Source organism: Nocardioides hankookensis, from assembly GCF_042658885.1.
In the GTDB taxonomy this organism is placed as follows: Bacteria; Actinomycetota; Actinomycetes; order Propionibacteriales; family Nocardioidaceae; genus Nocardioides; species Nocardioides hankookensis.
In genome coordinates this window covers 434,605-454,596 of record NZ_JBHSRJ010000001.1, presented here as the reverse complement: position 1 = coordinate 454,596, position 19,992 = coordinate 434,605, and the positions used below count along the sequence as shown (strand labels likewise).

Here is a 19,992-nt window from a genome sequence, read left to right as displayed (position 1 = left end):
AGAAATGGAACAGGTTCCCCGACCGGGTCGTCCCGAGGCGACCTCGCACGCCGCGATCGAGGCGGCGGCGTTCCGCCTCTTCTCCGAGCGCGGCTTCGACGCGACGACCCTGGACGCCATCGCCGACGCGGTCGGCGTCAGCCGGCGCACGCTCTTCCGCTACTTCGAGTCGAAGAACGACATCCCGTGGGGGCAGTTCGACCGCACCCTCGACGGCTTCCGTGCCATCCTCGCGGCCATCCCGGACACCGTCCCCCTGGCCGACGCGGTGCAGCAGGGCGTGCTCGTCTTCAACGAGTTCGACGACGACGCCGACCCGCCGCACCGCGAACGGATGCGCCTCATCCTCGAGACGCCGACCCTCCAGGCGCACTCCGTGCTGCGGTACGCCGAGTGGCGCGAGGTGATCGCCGAGTACGTCGCCACCCGCACCGGCCTCGCACCCACCGACACCCTGCCCCGCACCGTCGGCAGCGTCTCGCTGGCGCTCGCCATCTCGGCGTACGAGGGATGGCTGGCCGACCCGGGCGGCGACCTCGCCGCGCTGCTCGACGAGACGATGGCCAGCCTGCGCTCCTACCTGGCGTCACCACCTCGTACCGTCTGAGCATGCCCGCATCGCGCCTGCTGCCCTCGGACGAAGCCGTCGACCTGATCGCCCTGGTCAGGGACCTCGCCACCCGCGAGCTCGCGCCGCTCGTGGCGCGCGCCGAGCGCGAGGAGGAGTTCCCGCGCGAGGTCTTCCGGATGCTCGGCCGCACCGGCCTGCTGGGCCTGCCCTACGCCGAGGAGTACGGCGGGGGCGGGCTGCCCTACGAGGTCTACCTCCAGGTCCTCGAGGAGATCGGCGCCGTCTGGTCGAGCGTCGGGGTCGGTGTCTCGGTGCACGCGCTGAGCTGCTTCGGCCTGGTCACCGCCGGGACCGAGGAGCAGAAGCAGCGGTGGCTGCCGGACATGCTCAGCGGCGAGCTGCTCGGCGCCTACTGCCTCTCCGAGCCGCACGCGGGCTCCGACCCGGCGGCGATGACGACCCGCGCCCGGCTCGACGGCGACGAGTACGTCATCAACGGCGCCAAGGCCTGGACCACCCACGGCGGGCACGCCGACTACTACAAGGTGATGGCGCGCACCGGCGACGGCCGCAACGACATCTCCTGCTTCCTGGTGCCGGCGGACGTCGACGGCCTGGTCGCCGACCCGCCCGAGCAGAAGATGGGCCTGACCGGCTCGGCGACAGCGACGATGCGCTTCGACGGCGTACGCATCCCGGTCGAGCGGCGCCTCGGCGCGGAGGGCCAGGGCCTCAAGATCGCCCTCGCCGGCCTCGACGCCGGCCGCCTCGGGATCGCCGCCGTCGCGACCGGGCTCGCGCAGGGCGCCCTCGACCAGGCGGTGGCCTACGCGAAGAGCCGCGAGACCTTCGGGCAGCCGATCATCGACCACCAGGGGCTCGCCTTCGTGCTGGCCGACATGGAGGCGGCGATCCAGAGCGCCCGCGCGACGATGCTGCACGCGGCCCGTCTCAAGGACCAGGGCCTGCCCTACGGTCGCGAAGCATCGGTCGCCAAGCTGGTCGCCACGGACAACGCGATGAAGGTGACCACGGACGCGGTGCAGGTGCTCGGCGGCTACGGCTACACCCGCGACTTCCCCGTCGAGCGCTACATGCGCGAGGCCAAGGTGATGCAGATCTTCGAGGGCACCAACCAGATCCAGCGCCTCGTCATCGGGCGGTCGTTGGACCGCGGCGACGCGGGCCGGCTGGCCCGCGTCACCGACTGATCACACCGGGCTCAGTGGTCGCAGTCGCTGCCGGTGAACGCGTCGCCGGCCTCGAACGGCGACCCGGCGGCCGCACGGTTGAGCGAGGTGGCGCCCGCGGCGGTGAGCACGAGCCGGCCGTGCGAGTCGCCGCCGCCGCGACGCGCGTGCTGCCGGTCGTGGCCGGCGAAGCGCAGGATCGCGGCCCGGTCGCCCCCGGAGAGCACGGCCGTCACGAGGCCCCTCTCGGAGCTCATCCGCAGCTGGGTCCAGGTCACGTCGGGCCCGGCGCCGGTGAACGCCACGCCGCCGGCGAGTGCCCACACGCCCGAGCCGTCCGTACGCCGTGCGTCACCACGCACCGGGAAGCTGAGCACGATGCTGCCGTGGGACGCCCACGCGTCGGCCTTGCCGGTCGCCACGACGTGGTTGGCACCGTCGCGCAGCTCGTCGCTGACCTTCTCGGTCAGCGGGACGGTGACGTCGTACCCGTCGTGGTCACCGTGGTGGTCCCCGTGGTCACCGCCTGCGGAGGCGGGGCCGGTACCGAGCGCACCGACGGCCAGGACCGAGACTGCGGCGACGGCGAGCGGACGAACGACGGACTTCAACATGGGGTACTCCTCAACATCGGAAGTGCCCCCTCCCACAGGTCGCCTGCCCGCTCCGTCGGGGCCCAAACGCGGCACAGGTTGTCGCCGTCGGTGGCGGCGTCTAGGTTGCTGGTCTCGTCACGTTGGTGACCTGGATCACTCGGGAGCTCCAGATGCGTCTGCTTCGTGCCCTGCCCGTCCTGCTCGTCGGCCTGCTCGTGCCGCTCGCCCCGGCCTCCGCCGGGGCAGCCGAGGGCAACCGCCCTCAGAAGCCGGATGGCGGCTACGCCCGGCACGCCCTCCGTGCGGGGCTGACCGACCAGGACTTCTACTTCGTGATGGGCGACCGCTTCGCCAACGGGAGCACGGCCAACGACACGGGCGGGCTCGGCACCGACCCGCTGGTGAGCGGGTTCGACCCGACCAGCAAGGGCTTCTACAACGGCGGCGACCTGGCCGGGCTGCGCTCGCGGCTCGACTACATCAAGGGCCTCGGCACCGACGCGATCTGGCTGACGCCGATCTTCAAGAACAAGGCGGTGCAGCTCGAGGACGGCCCGTCCGCCGGCTACCACGGCTACTGGATCACCGACTTCACCCAGGTCGACCCGCACCTCGGCACCAACGCCGAGCTGGGCCGGCTGGTCCGCGCCGCCCACGCCAAGGGGATGAAGGTCTTCTTCGACATCATCACCAACCACACGGCCGACGTGATCGGCTACCAGCAGGGCGACCGGACGGCGTACGTCTCGAAGGACGCCTCGCCCTACCGGACGGCCTCGGGCCAGGCCTTCGACGACCGCGACTACGCCGGCACGTCCGGCTTCCCGAAGCTCGATGCGTCGAGCTCGTTCCCCTACACGCCGGTGCTCGACCCGGCCGAGCAGCACCTCAAGGTCCCGGCCTGGCTCAACGACCCGAGGATGTACCACAACCGCGGCAACACGACCTTCACCGGCGAGGACAGCCAGTACGGCGACTTCTTCGGCCTCGACGACCTCTTCACCGAGCGGCCCGAGGTCGTCGACGGGATGAGCGACATCTACCGCACCTGGATCGGCGACTTCGGCATCGACGGCTTCCGCATCGACACCATGAAGCACGTCAACGACGAGTTCTGGCAGCAGTTCGGGCCCGGGATCCTGAGCTACGCGCACCGGCACGGCAAGCCGGACTTCTTCATGTTCGGCGAGGTCGCCCTCGACGGCAGCGACGCCGCCGCGAAGAGCTTCACCTCCCATTACACGACCCACGACCGGATGCAGGCGATCCTCGACTTCCCCTTCCAGGACGCCGCCCGGGGCTTCGCCTCCAAGCGGCTGCCGACGCAGCGGCTCGCGCGCTTCTTCGAGAACGACGACTGGTACACCGACGCCGACTCGAACGCCTACTCCCTGCCGACCTTCCTGGGCAACCACGACATGGGGCGCTTCGGCTACTTCGTCACGGCGGACAACACGACCGGCGGCGAGACGGCCGACGCCGGCGAGCTGCTCGCCCGTGACCGGCTCGGGCACGAGCTGATGTACCTCTCGCGCGGCAACCCGGTCGTCTACTACGGCGACGAGCAGGGCTTCACCGGCACCGGCGGCGACCAGCTGGCGCGGCAGACGATGTTCGCGAGCCAGGTGCCGGACTACCAGGACGACACCCAGATCGGCACCACCCGCACCGGTGCCGACGACAACTTCGTCACCAGCCACCCGCTCTACCGCACGATCGCCCGCCTCTCCGCCCTCACCCACCGGCACCCCGCGCTGCGCGACGGCGCCCAGCAGGTGCGGTTGTCGTCCGCGTCGACCGGTCTCTTCGCGTTCTCCCGGATCGACCGGCAGCGGCAGCGCGAGTACGTCGTCGTGCTCAACAACAGCGAGCAGCGTGCGTCGGGCGCGGTCCCGACCTACCTGCCCAGGACCGGCTTCAAGCGGCTCTACGGCAGTGGACCGGCGCACCCGAAGGCCGATCGCCGCGGCCGGCTCTCCGTCGCACTGCCCGGGCTCTCGAGCGCGGTCTACGTCGGGCAGGCGCGGATCCCCCGGTCGCAGCGGGCGCCCGGCATCCACCTGCGGGCGCCGAGGCCGAGCGCCGTGTCGCGCGGGCGGATGCACGTCTCGGCGCGGGTGGGGGGCTCGTCGTTCTACGAGGTGACCTTCCAGCGTCAGGTCGGCGACCGCGGCTGGCGGACGATCGGCACGGACGACTCCGCGCCCTACCAGGTCTTCGACGACGTCAGCTCGATGCGACCCGGCACGAAGGTCAGTTACCGAGCCGCGGTCCTCGACAACGCCGGCCACCGGCGGGGCACCCCGGCGCGGACGGCCCGGGTCCCGTCGCCCACGGTGCGGATCGCCTCGCCCGCCGGCTCGACGGTCACCGCGATCGACCCGGTCCAGCTGGAGGCGGCCGTCGACCCCGAGCGCTCCACCCAGTCGGTGACCTTCCAGCGGCGCGTCGGCACCGGCGCCTGGACGACGCTCGGCACCGACACGTCGTCCCCGGCGTACACGTTCACCGACGACGTCTCCGCCCTGGCCGTCGGGACCTCGGTGACCTACCGCGCCGTGCTGCGCGAGGGCTCGCTGCCGACCGTGACCAGCGCCCCGGTCACCGTGACGACCGCGGCACCGACGCCGGCCCGCGACAGCGTCACCGTCGCCGGGAGCCTCCAGTCCGAGCTCGGGTGCCCCGGTGACTGGCAGCCCGACTGCGCGGCCACCCACCTCGCCTTCGACACCTCCGACGGTCTCTGGCACGCGACGTTCGCGCTGCCCGCGGGCAGCTACGAGTGGAAGGTGGCCGTCGACGACTCGTGGGACGAGAACTACGGCGCCGGTGGCGCGGCCGGTGGCGGCAACCTGGCGCTGACGGTCCCGGACGGCGGCGGCAGCTACGTCTTCACGTGGGACCAGGCGAGCCACGTGCCGAGCGTGGCGCCCGTCGGCTGAGCATCGATCTTTACCGGTCACTTGACCGGTAAAGCATGAGGCGTTACTGTACCGGTACAGCGTCATTCATCGAGCCCGAGGAGGAGCCATGACGTTCGACCCCATCGCCGCCGACCTGGCCGTCCGGGCCGCCCGCGCCACCGCCGGCAGTGCCCGCCCCCACGCCCCGGTCGTCCCCGACCGCCCGGACCGCACGCCCCGCACCACCGCCGCCCGGAGCCGGATGGCCGCCCGGCTGCACGGGCTGGCCCGCTGGGTCGAGCCGGCGCCGCGCCGGACGACGCAGCCCGGGTGACCCCCGTCGCTGGGGAGACCCGCGATACTGGGTCTCCCATGGCGAAAGTGACCCTCCAGTCGATCGCGGACCGCGTCGGCGTCAGCCGGATGACGGTGTCCAACGCGTTCTCGCGCCCCGACCAGCTCTCCGCCGACCTGCGCTCGCGGATCCTGGCCGCGGCGGACGAGCTCGGGTACGTCGGCCCCGACCCGGCGGCCCGCGCCCTCGCCCGCGGCCGCACCGGCTCGGTGGGCCTGCTCATCAACGGCAGCCTGAGCGAGGCGTTCGAGGACGCCGTCTCGGCCGAGTTCCTCGCGTCGGTCGCGGACGCGCTGGCCGGCCAGGGCATGGCCCTGACCCTGCTGCCCTCGTCGCACGACCAGGGCTTCGTGCCCGCGCGCGACGTCGCGGTCGACGGCGCGCTCGTCTACATCTGCGACCCGACCTCGCCGGACATCGCCTGGCTCGAGCGCCGCAACATCCCCGTGGTCGTCGTCGACCACAACGTCCGCGACGGCATCGCCTCGGTCAACGTCGACGACCGCGGCGGGGCCAGGCTGGCCGCGCAGCACCTGGTCGACCTCGGCCACCGCCGGATCGGCATCGTGACCCTCGAGGTCCCCACCGAGCAGCCCAACTACCCCGCGCGCGAGCGGACGCTCGGCTGGCACGACGCGCTCGACCCCGTCGGCATCGAGCCGACGGTCGTCACCACGCCGTACTCCCCGCCGGACGCGGCGTACGACGCCGCCCGTCGCCTCCTCGACGGTCCCGACCGCCCGACCGGCGTCGCCTGCTTCTCGGACGCGTTCGCCGTCGCCACGATCCGGGCGGCCGAGTCGCTCGGCCTGCGGGTGCCCGAGGACGTGTCCGTCGTCGGGTTCGACGACAGCGTGCTCGCCCGGGCCAGCCGGCCGCCGCTGACCACGGTCCACCAGGAGGTCGCGGCGAAGGGCCGGGCGGCCGTCGCCGCGATCGCCGAGGTGATGGGCGGGCGGACCCCCCACCCGGTCGAGCTGCCGACGACCCTGGTCGTCCGCGCGAGCACCGCGGCGCCCCAGGACTGACGTCCCACACCTGGAGCTCACGCCTCGCCATACTCGTGTGAGGTCGGTCACTCGGGACCGCTGACTCCAGGAGGTTGGCATGCCTGCAACGCCTAGCACCGGCAAGAAGCTCACCGCCGAGTTCCTCGGCACCTTCGTCCTCGTCTTCGGCGGTTGCGGGACCGCCGTCCTCGCGACCAGCAGCACCCCCGGCTCCGGTGTCGGGTGGCTCGGTGTCGCGCTCGCCTTCGGCCTGACGGTCGTGGTGATGGCGTACGCCGTCGGCCACATCTCCGGCGGCCACTTCAACCCCGCCGTGACCATCGGGGCGGCCGCCGGAGGGCGGATCGCCTGGAAGGACACGCCGGGCTACATCGTCACGCAGGTCGTCGCCGGGATCTGCGCAGGAGCCGTGCTGCTCCTGATCGCGAGCGGCCTCGACGGCTTCTCGGCCAAGGACAGCGGCTTCGCGTCGAACGGGTACGGCGACCGCTCACCGATGGGCTACAGCCTGCTCGCCTGCCTGGTGATCGAGGTGCTGCTCACCGCGATCTTCCTGTGGGTGATCCTCGGCGCGACCGACAGCCGCGCACCCAAGGGCATGGCGCCGCTGGCGATCGGCCTGTCGCTGACGCTGATCCACCTGATCAGCATCCCGGTCACCAACACCTCGGTGAACCCGGCACGGTCGATCGGCGTCGGGCTCTTCGCCGGCGGCGACGCGATCTCCCAGCTCTGGCTCTTCATCGTCGCCCCGATCGCCGGCGGCCTGATCGCCGGCTTCACCTACGCGATGCTGCTCGGCGACGAGGGTGCGGTCAGCCTGCCCGAGGCGATGGAGACCTGAGCCGGCTCAGGTGGCGATGAAGAGGATCTCGTCGCGGCCGTACTCCATCCCGGGGTGGGCCGCGGCGAGGTGCTGCTGGGTGAGCTCGACGAGCTCGTCCTCGTCCTGGGCCTTGATCACTTCGCCGCACGGGCAGGTGAGTCGGGTCTTCATGGCTCCAGCGTAGAACCTGTTCCAGCACCGAGCACCCGCGACGACACGTCGACCAGGCTCGCCGCCAGGTCGGCGGCGCTCGGCCGCTCGGGGGCATCGGGCTGCAGCAGCCAGGCGCGAACCACGCCGAGGAACCCGGCCGCGGCGTAGCGCACCTCGATCGGGCTCGCGGTCGGCTTGCTCTCCGCGAGCCGGTCCGCGAACCAGCCCTCCACCGCGTCGCGGGTCGCGACCAGCGCGGTCCGCCCGCCGAGCGTCCGCTGCCAGGCGCCGCGCTCGGCCTCGAGCTCGGAGAGGAACGCGACGAGCAGCCGGTACGGCGTGTCCGGGCCGTCGGGCAGCTCCGCGCGCAGCCGGACGAAGCGGCGCTCGACGCTGGCGACCGCGACCTCGTCGATGGTGGCGAAGTGCTGGTAGAAGGTCGGCCTGCTGACGCCCGCCGCCGCGCACAGGGCGGAGACCGAGATCGCCCCCGCGTCCTGGCAGCGCAGGAGGTCGCCGAGGGCGTCGGTCAGCTGCGTGCGGCTGCGGGTCGCGCGCGGGTCCGTGGTATCTGCGATGACGTTCACCCCTCCTCCGAGTCATACCCCCCCTGGGCGGCTCGTTGTCGCCCTGCACTATCTTACAGTTGTAAGAGATCGGGAAAGGACGGTCCGGACGATGGCGGTGAGCACGGTCGCGCCCGCAGCGTCGCGTCGTACCCTCCGCCCGGCCGCGCTCGTCGAGCTGGCGCAGATCCTCGGCGCCTTCCTCGTCTACAACCTCGGCCGGATGCTCGCGACCCAGGAGCTCGGCCGGGCCGACGCGCACGCGCACGACGTGGTCGACGTCGAGCGCTGGCTCCGGCTGCCGGCCGAGGCGACCCTCCAGACCTGGGCGCTGAGCCACGACTGGCTCGTCGAGGTGGCGAACCGCTACTACGTGTCGGTCCACTTCCCGCTCACGATCGCGGTGCTGGTCTGGCTCTACCGCTACCGGCGCCCGGCGTACCACTGGGCGAAGCGGGCGCTGCTGGGCGCGACCGCCGTCGCCCTGGTCTTCACGGTGCTGCTGCCGGTGACGCCGCCGCGGCTGCTGACGTCGCTCGGCATGGTCGACACCGGCCACGCCGGCGGGATCTCGATCTACCAGGCACCGGTGCTCGGCAGCATGTCGAACGAGTACGCCGCGATGCCGAGCCTGCACGTCGGCTGGGCACTCCTGATCGCGGTCGTACTGATCGCCGCGTGCCGGACCCGGTGGCGTTGGCTGTGGCTGCTGCACCCGGTGGCAACGGTCTTCGTCGTCGTCAGCACGGCCAACCACTACTGGCTCGACGGCATCGCCGGCGCCGTCCTGGTGCTCGGGGCGTTGTGGCTGACCCGCCCGGCCACTAGCGTCCGGGCATGCCGAACGTCGACCGAGCCGCCCTCCTCGCCGGCTCCATCCGCCTCGCCTCGGGCGTCTCGTTCCTGATCTCACCGGTCAAGGCCAACCGCTTCTGGGGTGACCGGGAGGACCCGGTCCCGACGACGCGCCTGCTGCTGCGCTCGATGGGCTACCGCGACGCCCTCATCGGCGGCGCGCTCGTCGTGACCGCGCTGCGCGGTCGCGACACCCGACGCTGGTTCCTCGCCTCGGGTGGTGCGGACGCCTCCGACCTGCTCGGCGGGCTGGCCGTCCACGACCAGATGTCGACATCCCAGAAGGCGGTCGGCCTCGGTGGTGCCGTCGTCGGCATCGGGGTCGGTCTCTGGGGCGCGGCGCGGCCTCGCGGGTCTCGATACGCTCGCTAGCGCTCGCTACTCGACCACCGATCCGCGTTCGGTGGTCGAGTAGACGCCGTGAGGAACGAGCGGCGTCGTATCGAGACTCAGGCCTCGGCGTCGAGGGCGGCGGAGACCCGGCGGTGCGCCTCCCAGATCTCCTCGGGGACCCGTTCGAAGCCCTTGAGGTGCGCCTCGCGGAAACCCATCTCCTGGCGCCACCGCTCGTTGTCGATCGACAGGATGATCTCGAGGTCCTCGGGGGTGATCTCGACGCCGTCGAGCTCCAGCTCCTCGACGGTCGGGAGCACGCCGACGGGCGTCTGCCGGCCGGTGACCTCACCGTCCTTGAACCGGGCCAGCCAGAGCAGCGCACGCAGGTTGTCGCGGTAGCCGGGCCAGCGGAAGTGGCCGTCGTCGCCGCGCTGGAACCAGTTGACGTGCGCGAAGATCGGCTGGTCGGTGGCCGAGCCGATGATCTTCAGCCAGTGCGCGGCGTAGTCACCCTCGCCGTACGCCATGAAGGGCCGCATCGACATCGGGTCGTAGCGCAGCTGGCCGTCGACGCCCTCGGCGGCGAAGGTCGCCTCGGCGCCGAGCGTCAGGCCGTCGTACACGCCCTCGGCCAGGTCGGTGATCGCGCGGACCAACGGCTCGCGGTCGCTGGTGCGGCCGCCGAAGATGATCGCGTCGATCGGGACGCCGGCGGGCGCCTCGAAGTCACCGGCGACGTTGGGCACGTTGGCCAGGGTCGTGGTGAAGCGGCTGTTCGGGTGCGCCCACGGCGACGTGTCGTCGGCCGCGCGCTCCGAGATCAGCTCGCCCTTCCAGTCCTGCCAGCCGGTGACGTCCTCGGGCGGGTTCTTCGTCATGCCCTCCCACCAGACCTCCTGGGTGCGCTCGTTGTAGGCGACGTTGGTGAAGATGACGCCCGTGCCCTCGGCGATCGAGTCCAGCGCGGTGGGGTTGGTCTTCTCGTTGGTGTCCTTGGCGACGCCGAAGACGCCGAACTCCGGGTTCATCCCGTAGACCCGGCCGTCGTCGCCCACCCACAGCCACGCGATGTCGTCGCCGTAGAACTCCACGTGGTAGCGGTCGCCCATCGCGTCCGGCGCCAGCGTCATCGCCAGGTTGGTCTTGCCCGACGCACTCGGGAAGCCGCCGCAGATGTGCCAGCGCTTGCCGGTCTCCTTGTCGGTGATGCCGAGCAGCATGAACTGCTCCGCCAGGAAGACGCCCGACGCGCGACCGTCGTAGCAGGCCTGCCGCAGGCCGTGGGCGATCTTGCCGAGCAGCGCGTTGCCGCCGTACGACGAGCCGTAGTGCAGGATCGTCCGCTCGTCGGCGACGGTCGCGAAGTAGCGCTGGTCCTCCGGGGTGCCCTGGCCGAGGTTCTCCAGGTCGCCGGTGACGTGCACGGCGCGCACGAAGCTGTCGGGGTCCTCGAGCTCGTTGACGTACGACGCGGCGACGCGCGACATCCGGATCATGTGCAGCACGACCGGGCGGCTGTCGGTGAGCTCGACGCCCGCGGCGTACGCCTCGAGTGGAGATCCCGGAGGCGCCATCAGGTAGGGGATGACGTACATCGTCTTGCCGGCCGAGGCACCGCGCATCCGCTCGGTGAGCAGCTCGGTCATCTCGGCGGCGGGCTTCCAGTTGTTGTAGACGCCCCGGTCGTCCTCCTTGCTGGTCGCGACGACGGTGCGCTCCTCGGAGCGAGCGGTGTCCTTGTGGTAGCTGCGGGAGTAGTAGCGGCCCTCGCCGGCCGGCAGCAGCTCACCCGCGTCGACGGCCTCCTGCAGCAGTCGCGCGTCGTCGGCGGCGCTGACGACCTCGACCCGGTCGGGCTGGGTGATCGCTGCCCAGTGGGCCACGTACTCCCGCACCCGCGGGTTGGTGAGCCCAGCCTCGTCCAGCGCACTGTTCACGTCGACCATGTCGCTCGCTTGCCTCTCGTCCGTCCGGTGCTGGGCACGGTACCCAACAAAGTGACGGCTACGGCCATCGGTACGGCGTTTAGTGGCTCACATCCCAGTACACACTGGGCTTTCGTCTTCGGAGGTCCTAAGTCGAGGGGCTCGCGGCTACTTGATCTTGACCATCGTCGCGACCTTCACGGGGGGCATCCCGGGCTTGGTGACCGTGACCGTGACGGTCACCGTCCCGCCCTTCCAGGTCTTGCCGAGCGTGAGCGACGCCGCCTTGCCGACGACCTTCGCCTTGGGCTTCTTCGCGCCCTTCTTCTTCGGCGTGTAGGTCCAGGCGTAGGTGAGCTTCGCGCCCTTCGCGGCAGCCGGGAGCACGACCGAGGCCGTGATCTTCTTGCCGGCCTTGGCGGCTCCCTTGATCTTGGGCTTGCCGATCGGCGGGAGCTTCGGTGCCACCGGCTTGACGGTGACGACGCCGGACGGGTCGCCGGTGCCGACCGCATTGGTCGCGACCACCCGGAGCGAGTACGTCGTACCGTTGGTGAGGCCGGAGACCACCGCGGACAGCACCGTGCCGGCGACGGTGGGACCGGTCGTCCACGCACTCGCCCCGGAGGCCTGGTACTGGACCGTGTAGCCCGTGACGGCCGAGCCACCGTCGATGGCGGGCGCACTCCACGTCAGGGTCGCGGCACCGTTGCCGGGCGTGGCCGTCCCGATGGTCGGCGCTCCCGGAGCGGTCGCTGCCGGCGTCGACGGCGCCACCGGGGTGACCGTGAGGACGGACGACGGCAGGCTGTCGCCGACGGCGTTCGTCGCGATGACCCGCACCGTGTAGGACGTCCCGTTGGTCAGCCCGGCCAGCACGGCGCTGGTGACGGACGACGCGGCGGACACCCCGGTGCTCCACGCCCCTGCCCCGGAGCTCGCCGGCTTCACCTGGACCTGGTAGCCGGTGATCGGCGAGCCGCCGGTCGACGTGGGCGCGGACCACGTCACCGTCGCCTGCGCGTTGCCGGGGATGGCGCTGACGATGGTCGGTGCGCTCGGGGTGTTCAGGCCGGACACCGGGGTCGCGTTGACGCTCCCCGACGGCGTGCTGTCGCCGACCGCGTTGGTCGCGATCACCCGCAGCGAGTACGCCGTACCGTTGTTCAGCCCGGTGACGACGGTGCTCGTGGCGGGCGCGGTCACCGTCTTCGCGGTCGTCCACGCCCCCGAGCCCGCGCTCGCCAGCTTCACCTGGACCTGGTAGCCGGTGATGTCCGAGCCGCCGTTCGAGGCCGGTGCCGTCCAGCTGAGCGTGACCTGGCCGCTTCCCGCGGTCGCGGTGCCGATGGTCGGCGCGCCGGGCACCGTGGCGACGGCGACGCCGCTCTGGACCTCGACGGAGCCCATGTCGGAGGCGTCGGCGGCGTTCGGCACGCCGGCGACGTCGACCGGTCGATGCTGGCCGCGCTGGTCGACCGTGGTCCCGAAGGCCTTGCCGGCGTCGATGACCGGACTGGTCCCGGCCGGGGCCATCGTCCTCGTCGGGCCACCGTTGTCGGCCAGGGCACCCAGCTGCGGGTCGGTGCCGAGGATGTTGGAGCCGAGGGTGACGTGCGTGACCGGCGTCGAGCCGGCGCTCTCCACCAGGCTGAAGTCCAGGCTGAACGGGTCGCTCGAGCCGTCCAGCCCGAGGTCCCCGTTGGTGTTGTCGGCGACGATCGAGCTCTGCAGCAGCTTGGTCCCCGAGCCTGCCGCCAGACCGCCCGTCGACGGTGCCGTGTTGTGCGCGATCGTCGTGCTCGTGAAGGTCTGCTCCGCGTCGGTGCTGCTCTGGTTGCCCACGTAGACACCGCCACCCTTGGTGCCCGCGTCGTTGTCGGCGATCGTCGTGTTCTCGACCACGGTCTCGAAGCGCACGGTCGTGCCGCCGTACAGACCGTCGAAGATGCCCAGGCCACCGGCGACACCGTCGGTGGAGTTGCCGGAGATCTGCGAGTCGGTGATCGTCGCGCCGGCCGGGTCGTCGTCGTAGTAGGACTGGTTGAGGTAGCCGAGCCGGAGCCCGCCGCCACCGTCGTCGGCCGTGTTGCCGCTGATCGTCGACTCGTCCATCAGGAACGAGTCGGCGCGGCTGATGTCGACGCCGCCGCCGAGCCAACCGGACTCGTTCCCGGAGATCGTGGACCCGGTGATGGTGACGTCGTCGCCGTTGGTCACCGAGACCGCGCCGCCGCCCGAGGTCGCGTGGTTGCCGGTGAGCTCGGAGTCGGTGACCGCGAGGTCGCCGGCCCGGACGACGACGGCCCCGCCGCGCGACCCGTGGCTGTCGGTGATGACCGTCTCCGACAGGGTCAACGACCTCGACCGGTCCAGGACGGCGCCGCCCACGGCCTCGGTGGTGTGGGTCTCCCCGTCGTACAGGAACGTCCGGGATGCGTGGCCGTCGGTCAGGGTGAGCCCCGAGACCACGACGGTGCCCGCCGTGCCGGAGTAGTAGCCGCCGAACTCGAAGACCCGGCTGTCGCCGCCGGCATCGATCGTGAGCTCGTCGGCACCGGGGCCCTGGATCGTGAGCCGCCCCTTGTCGAGCGTGCTGATCGCACCCGACGTCAGGTGGATGGTGCCGGTCACGCTGGGCGCGAAGGTCACCGTGTCGGGACCGGGCAGCTCCGCGGCGAGGGCCACGGCGGCACGCAGGCTGCCGTCGCCCGCGTCGTTGGTGTTGGTCACCACGGGGGTCGGGTCGGACTCCGGCGGCGGCTGGGGAGTCGGGTTCGCCGCGGGCGACTCAGCGGCCTTCAGCTCGACCGCACCCATGTCCGCGCCGTCGCCCGGCGTCGCACCGGCGACCCGGTCGAACGGGCGCGCCTGACCGCGCTGGTCGGTGGCCAGCCCGAACGACTTGCCCTGGTCGACGACCGGGCTGCCGGCCGTCGGCGCCACGGTCTTCGTCGCGCCTCCGTTGTTCGCGAGCGCGCCCAGCTGCGGGTCCGTGCCGACCAGGTTGGAGCCCGCGGTCACGTTCGTGAGCGGGGTCGTCCCGGCGTTCTCGACGAGGCTGAAGTCCAGGCTGAACGGGTCGTCCGAGGAGATCAGGCGTACGTCGCGCTTCGTGTTGTCGGCGACGATCGAGTTCCGCAGCACCTTCGAGCCCGAGCCGGCGGCCAGGCCGCCCAGCGTCGGCGACGTGTTGTCCGCGATCGTCGTGCTCGTGAACGTCTGGGCGGTGTGGGAGCCGGTCTGGTCCGCGACGAAGACGCCGCCGCCTCGTCCGTCGGCGTGGTTCTCCGCGATCGTCGTGTTCTCGACCGACGTCGAGAACGAGATGGGCGAGCTGCTGTAGAAGCTCCGGACGAGGGCCAGGCCGCCACCGTCGCCCTCGGTCGAGTTGCCGGTGATCTGCGAGTCGGTGATGTGCGCGGCGGCAGGGCTGTCGGCGTAGTAGGACGAGCTCAGGCGCCCGAGGCGGACGCCCCCGGCACCGTCGTCGGACGTGTTGCCGGTGACCGACGACTCGTCCATCGTGAACGTGCTCGCGCTGCTGACGTCGATGCCGCCGCCGTAGCGTCCAGCGTCGTTGTCGGCGAGCGTCGAGCCCGTGACCGTGACGGCGCGGCCGCTGGCCGACACGCCCCCGCCGACGAAGGTGGCGTGGTTGCCCGTGATCTCGGAGTCGGTGACCGTCACGTCGCCGCGGCGTACCGCGACCCCACCGCCGGTCGATCCCTCGTTGTCGGTGATGACCATGTCGGACAGCGTCAGCGAGGACGCACGGACCGACAGCGCTCCACCGGGCGCGTTGTAAGTGTGTGCCTCACCGTCGTAGAAGCGGGTCCGGGTGGCGTGGCCGCCCGTCAGCGTCAGGCCCGAGACCACCACGGTGCCGGCCGTGTTGGAGTAGTAGCCGCCGAACTCGAAGATCCCGCTGGTCCCGTCGGCATCGATGGTGAGCTCGTCGGCGCCCGGCCCCTGGATGGTGACCTTGCCGGTGTCGAGGCTGGCGATGGGGCCACTGGTGAGGTGGATCGTGCCGGTCACGCTGGGGGCGAACGTCACGGTGTCCGGTCCCGGCAGGTCCGCAGCCGTCGCGACGGCCGCGCGCAGGCTGCCCTCTCCCGCGTCGTCGGTGTTCGTCACGAGCGGGGCGGGATCCGGCACCGGCGCAGGCGCCGGGGTCGGGTTGGCCGCGGGCGACTCGCCGGCCTTCAGCTCCACCGCTCCCATGTCGGCACCGTCACCCGGCGTCGTCCCGGCGACGCGGTCGAACGGGCGCGCCTGACCGCGCTGGTCGGTGGCCAGCCCGAACGACTTGCCCTGGTCCACCACGGGGCTGCCAGCGGTCGGCGCCACCGTCATCGTCGGACCACCGTTGTCGGCCAACGCGCCCAGCTGCGGGTCGGTGCCCACGATGTTGGAGCCCGCCGTCACGTTCGTGATCGGGGTCGACCCGGCGTTCTCCACCAGGCTGAAGTCCAGGCTGAACGGGTCACCCGACGACACCAGCCGCAGGTCGCGCTTCGTGTTGTCGGCCACGATCGAGTTCCGCAGCAGCTTCGTGCCCGAGCCAGCCGCCAGGCCGCCGAGCGTCGGCGAGGTGTTCTCCACGATGGTCGTGCTCGTGAACGTCTGGGACACCGGACCGGACTGGTCGTCGACGAAGACGCCGCCGCCCACACCGTCGGCGTGGTTGCCGACGATCGTCGTGTTGGTCACCGACGTCGGGAAGCGGACGTCGTAGTACGCACCGCCGATGGCCAGACCGCCACCGTCACCCTCGGTCGAGTTGCCGGAGATCAGCGAGCCGGTGACCTCGACGCTGTCGCTCGAGTACATGCCGTAGAAGAGGACGCCGCCACCCGCCGCGTGGGCCTGGTTGCCGGACACGATCGAGTCCGAGACGCTGACGCTCTCCGAGCGCGACACGACGAGTCCGCCGCCGCCGTTGTCGGTCGATTCGTTGCCCGTGAACGACGAGTCGCTGATGATGACGTCACCCGCGCGCCGGATGAAGACGCCGCCGCCAGCGCGGCTGGTGCTGCTGTCGGTGACCACGAGGTCGTCGAGCGCGACGTCGGCACGGTTGATGTAGACGGCTCCACCGCGGCGCGAGCTGTAGTACGCCGTCGAGGCCTTGCCGTTGCCGCCGGTGAGCGTCAGGCCGGAGATCATCACGGACCCGTCGCTGCCCGTGTAGGCGGTGAAGTCGAAGACCCGGCTGTGGCCGCCGGCGTCGATCGTGAGCTCGGACGATCCCGGGCCCTGGATCGTGACGTCGGGCTCCGCCTCGAGCTGGCCGGAGGTGAGCCCGATGGTGCCGGTCACGCTCGGCGAGAAGGTGATGAGGTCGTGACCGGACGTCGTGTCCGCCTGGGCGAGCGCGGCCCGGAGGCTGCCGGACCCGGTGTCGTTGGTGTTCGTCACCTGGATCGTCGCGGCCTCGGCCGGGGGGACGTAGATGACGGTGGCGCCGATGGCGACCGCCCCGACGGCAAGGCTGCGCGAACGCACCTGACGGCGACGCTCCTCCTTGGCCGCCTTGCGCTCGTTGGCCCGCTTCATGGCCCTGCTGGTCACGCGTACCTCCCCCGTACGTGTCTCTCAGGTCGGATGCACTCTGGCAGGGCTTCTACGGCTGTGGAGGAAAATGCCGGAGAAATTCACAAAGCGGTCCGGACGGTTCGGATCGGCTGATTTGCTTCCTCCCGTGAAGCTGGACACCGAGTTCATCCGCCTGCCCCTCGACTTCGACGTCGAGCGCCTCCGCCAGGAGGTGCTCGCCGTGCCGGAGTCGAGCTGGCGCCCGCACCCCCAGGGCCACCCGGGCAACTCGGCGCTCCCGCTGATCGCCGCCGGCGGCGACCCGATGAACGACACGACGCGGGGCCCGATGGCGCCGACCCCGAACCTGGAGGGCTGTGAGTACCTCCAGCAGGTGCTGGCCAGCTTCGGCACCGTCATCGGCCGCGCCCGGCTGATGAGGCTCGACGGCAACTCCGAGGCGACCCTCCACGTCGACACCAACTACTACTGGGCCGAGCGCGTCCGGATCCACGTCCCGATCGTGACCAGCGACTCGATCACGTTCCAGTGCGGCGAGCAGTCGGTGCACATGCCGCCCGGACAGTCCTGGATCTTCGACGCCTGGCGGCGGCACAACGTCCTGAACCCGACCGGCGACCGGCGCATCCACCTCGTCGCCGACACCGTCGGCTCGGCCCAGTTCTGGGACCTCGTGTCCCGGGGCACGCGACCGTTCGCACCGGACCCGACGGCGGCCCCGTTCACCCCGCAGCTCGTGCCGCACCGACCGGGCGAGGTGGCGCGGGTCGAGATCGAGCAGCACAACTTCCCGCCGGTCATGACTCCGTGGGAGCTGGAGACCCTGGTCCGGGAGGTCGTGTACGACGGGCTGGCTCCCCGCCCGGGTGGCACGGATGCCGACGTGCGGCACTTCCGTGGCTCGACCGACGCGATGGTCCGGCAGTGGCGGGCGGTCTGGGCGAGGTACGGCGGCGGCCCCGAGGGGTTGTCGACCTGGCGCTCCCTGCTCGCGGCGTACGAGCGCGGCATCGAGGCCGTGCGCGGCCGGCTCGTGCTGCCCAACGGCACCGACCCGGTCGGCATCGCGCACCAGCTGATCATCGAGTCCGCGCTCGACGAGCAGCTCCTCGCGCGCGAGGCCGTGAGGCCGCAGGCCGCCCCGGCGACGACCCGGCCACGCCTCGAGCCGGCGGCTGCTCCGAGGCCGGCGCGACACACGTCGCGCTTCGACCGGCCGATCTTCATCGTCGCGCCACCGCGGTCGGGGACGACCCTGCTCTTCGAGACGCTCTCGCGCTCGCCCAGCGTCTGGACGATCGGGGACGAGAGCCACCGGGCCATCGAGAGCATCGCCCCGCTCCACCCCGGGGCACGCGGCTGGGACAGCAACCGACTGGGCGCCAGCGATGCCCGACCCGACGTGCTCGAGGCCCTGGAGGGCAACTTCCTCGCCGGCCTGCGCGACCGCGACGGCCACCGTCCGGCCGACGACGCGCACGGACTGCGGCTGCTCGAGAAGACGCCGAAGAACTCGCTGCGCGTGCCCTTCCTCGACGCGGCCTACCCCGACGCCCGGTTCGTCTACGTCCAGCGGGACCCTCGGGAGAGCCTCAGCAGCATGATCGCCGCCTGGGAGTCGGGGCGGTTCGTCACCTACCCGGGCCTGCCCGGCTGGACCGGCCGCCCCTGGTCGATGCTCCTCACGCCCGAGTGGCGCAAGCTGGCGGACCGGGAGCTCGCCGAGGTCGTCGCCGAGCAGTGGCGGATGACGTCGGAGATCCTGATCGCGGACCTCGAGCGCCTGAGCCCCGAGCGATGGGGCGTCGTGGGCTACCACGACCTGGTGGCGGACCCGCAGGGCCAGGTCGAGCGCCTGTGCGGCTTCCTCGACATCGAGTGGGACGAGGCGCTCGACCAGGAGCTGCCGCTGTCCCGCTACACGCTCACCGCGCCGAAGCCGGAGAAGTGGCGCCAGCACGCGGACCAGCTGGAGCGGGTGCTGCCGGCGACGGCGGGCGTCGCCCGTCGCGGTCGGGAGCTGCTGGCCCGTCCGGTCACGCTGCGCTCGCGGATCGAGGACGGCGCGCCGGACCCGACCTCGCCGTACCGCAGCGTCAGTGCGGGCAACCTGCCCGAGATCCTGACCGGGCTCGGGGCGACGCTGCTGGCCAGCACCTACCAGACCGGCAAGCTGGTGGCGGTCCGCGCGCTCGGCAACGGGCTGAACACCCACTTCCGACCGCACGAGAGCCCGATGGGCATCGCCTACCAGGACGGTCGCCTCGCCGTCGGCACCCACTCGCAGATGTGGGAGTACCAGAACCTGCCGCAGCTCACCTCCCAGCTGACGCCGCCGGACCGCCACGACGCGTGCTTCGTGCCGAGGTCGGTCAGCTACACCGGAGACATCCGGGTCCACGACGTCGCGTGGGCCGGGGACGAGCTCTGGATGGTCGCCACCCGGTTCTCCTGCCTGGCCACGCTCGACGGGCAGCACAGCTTCGTCCCGCGGTGGAAGCCGCCGTTCGTCAGTGCGATCGCGGCCGAGGACAGGTGCCACCTCAACGGGATGGCCGTGGTCGACGACCGGGTGCGGTACGTCACCGCGCTCGGGGTCTCCGACGAGCCCCAGGGCTGGCGCGACCACAAGGCCGACGGCGGCGTCATCATCGACGTCGACAGCGGAGAGGTCGTGGTGTCGGGCCTGTCGATGCCGCACTCGCCGAGGTGGCACCGCGACCAGCTGTGGGTGCTCGAGTCCGGCCAGGGATCCCTCGCCAGGGTCGACCTGGAGGCGGGGACCGTCGAGACCGTCGCTGAGCTGCCCGGCTTCACCCGCGGCCTCGCGTTCGCGGGTCCGCTCGCCTTCGTCGGCCTGTCCGAGGTCCGGGAGGCCACGACCTTCGGCGGCCTGCCGCTGACAGCGCGGCTCGAGGACCGCCAGTGCGGCATCTGGGTGGTCAACATCGAGACGGGCGAGACGGTGGCCTACCTGCGCTTCGAGGACGTCGTCGAGGAGATCTTCGACGTCACGCTGCTGCCGGGGATGCGCTTCCCGGAGCTGGCCGAGCACGGGTCCGACCTGGTCAACGGCGCGTTCGTCGTACCTCCGGAGGCCCTGGTCGGCTGACGCGCGGGTGCTCGCGGCCACGTCGGCCGCGC

General features: G+C 71.7%; 14 protein-coding genes. 9 read left to right on the top strand and 5 right to left on the bottom strand.

Features of this window, described 5'->3' with window-relative positions:
• Positions 1–4 precede the first annotated feature (4 nt).
• Positions 5–607 (top strand): mycofactocin system transcriptional regulator, encoded by a 603-nt coding sequence (gene mftR / locus ACFPYL_RS02085; protein WP_379149839.1) that lies wholly within the window; start codon positions 5–7, stop codon positions 605–607.
• 2 nt (positions 608–609) lie between these two features.
• The gene (locus ACFPYL_RS02080; RefSeq protein ID WP_379149837.1) at positions 610–1,782 is read left to right on the top strand and encodes an acyl-CoA dehydrogenase family protein; all 1,173 of its coding nucleotides are present in this window, start codon (positions 610–612) and stop codon (positions 1,780–1,782) included.
• An 11-nt stretch (positions 1,783–1,793) separates the two neighbouring features.
• On the opposite strand, the gene ACFPYL_RS02075 is transcribed toward ACFPYL_RS02080, so the two are convergent.
• Positions 1,794–2,375, bottom strand: coding sequence for a hypothetical protein (locus tag ACFPYL_RS02075; protein ID WP_379149835.1), 582 nt, complete (start codon positions 2,373–2,375; stop codon positions 1,794–1,796).
• Positions 2,376–2,527: 152 nt separating this feature from the next.
• On the opposite strand from ACFPYL_RS02075, the gene ACFPYL_RS02070 reads away from it, so the two are divergent.
• The 4 genes from ACFPYL_RS02070 to aqpZ all read left to right on the top strand — a co-directional run bounded on the left by ACFPYL_RS02070 (position 2,528) and on the right by aqpZ (position 7,469).
• On the top strand, positions 2,528–5,299 hold the full coding sequence (locus ACFPYL_RS02070) for an alpha-amylase family glycosyl hydrolase (RefSeq protein ID WP_379149833.1): 2,772 nt from the start codon (positions 2,528–2,530) through the stop codon (positions 5,297–5,299).
• Positions 5,300–5,387: 88 nt separating this feature from the next.
• Positions 5,388–5,594, top strand: a complete 207-nt coding sequence (locus tag ACFPYL_RS02065) for a hypothetical protein (RefSeq protein WP_379149831.1) — start codon at positions 5,388–5,390, stop codon at positions 5,592–5,594.
• Positions 5,595–5,632: 38 nt separating this feature from the next.
• On the top strand, positions 5,633–6,643 hold the full coding sequence (locus ACFPYL_RS02060) for a LacI family DNA-binding transcriptional regulator (protein WP_379149829.1): 1,011 nt from the start codon (positions 5,633–5,635) through the stop codon (positions 6,641–6,643).
• A 79-nt stretch (positions 6,644–6,722) separates the two neighbouring features.
• Positions 6,723–7,469 carry an aquaporin Z gene (gene aqpZ, locus ACFPYL_RS02055; RefSeq protein ID WP_379149827.1) on the top strand — a complete coding sequence of 249 codons (747 nt, stop codon included), beginning with the start codon at positions 6,723–6,725 and terminating at the stop codon, positions 7,467–7,469.
• A gap of 6 nt (positions 7,470–7,475) precedes the next feature.
• On the opposite strand, the gene ACFPYL_RS02050 is transcribed toward aqpZ, so the two are convergent.
• Together ACFPYL_RS02050 and ACFPYL_RS02045 are read right to left on the bottom strand one after the other, a co-directional pair.
• Positions 7,476–7,622 carry a hypothetical protein gene (locus tag ACFPYL_RS02050; protein ID WP_379149825.1) on the bottom strand — a complete coding sequence of 49 codons (147 nt, stop codon included), beginning with the start codon at positions 7,620–7,622 and terminating at the stop codon, positions 7,476–7,478.
• The gene (locus tag ACFPYL_RS02045; RefSeq protein ID WP_379149823.1) at positions 7,619–8,191 is read right to left on the bottom strand and encodes a TetR/AcrR family transcriptional regulator; all 573 of its coding nucleotides are present in this window, start codon (positions 8,189–8,191) and stop codon (positions 7,619–7,621) included. The genes ACFPYL_RS02050 and ACFPYL_RS02045 overlap by 4 nt, the downstream gene beginning before the upstream one ends.
• A gap of 91 nt (positions 8,192–8,282) precedes the next feature.
• Here ACFPYL_RS02045 and ACFPYL_RS02040 point away from each other — a divergent pair, with 91 nt between their 5' ends.
• Both ACFPYL_RS02040 and ACFPYL_RS02035 read left to right on the top strand, forming a co-directional pair.
• Positions 8,283–9,077 carry a phosphatase PAP2 family protein gene (locus ACFPYL_RS02040; RefSeq protein WP_379149821.1) on the top strand — a complete coding sequence of 265 codons (795 nt, stop codon included), beginning with the start codon at positions 8,283–8,285 and terminating at the stop codon, positions 9,075–9,077.
• Entirely contained in the window at positions 9,008–9,397 is a 390-nt protein-coding gene (locus ACFPYL_RS02035) for a DUF4267 domain-containing protein (RefSeq protein WP_379149819.1), read from the top strand. The genes ACFPYL_RS02040 and ACFPYL_RS02035 overlap by 70 nt, the downstream gene beginning before the upstream one ends.
• 77 nt (positions 9,398–9,474) lie before the next feature.
• On the opposite strand, the gene ACFPYL_RS02030 is transcribed toward ACFPYL_RS02035, so the two are convergent.
• Together ACFPYL_RS02030 and ACFPYL_RS02025 are read right to left on the bottom strand one after the other, a co-directional pair.
• Positions 9,475–11,307, bottom strand: a complete 1,833-nt coding sequence (locus tag ACFPYL_RS02030; RefSeq protein ID WP_379149817.1) for a phosphoenolpyruvate carboxykinase (GTP) — start codon at positions 11,305–11,307, stop codon at positions 9,475–9,477.
• Between the two features lie 147 nt (positions 11,308–11,454).
• Complete coding sequence (locus ACFPYL_RS02025) at positions 11,455–16,863, bottom strand: beta strand repeat-containing protein (protein ID WP_379149815.1); 5,409 nt, start codon at positions 16,861–16,863, stop codon at positions 11,455–11,457.
• Between the two features lie 130 nt (positions 16,864–16,993).
• Here ACFPYL_RS02025 and ACFPYL_RS02020 point away from each other — a divergent pair, with 130 nt between their 5' ends.
• Positions 16,994–19,960 carry a TIGR03032 family protein gene (locus ACFPYL_RS02020; protein ID WP_379149813.1) on the top strand — a complete coding sequence of 989 codons (2,967 nt, stop codon included), beginning with the start codon at positions 16,994–16,996 and terminating at the stop codon, positions 19,958–19,960.
• Positions 19,961–19,992: the final 32 nt, after the last annotated feature.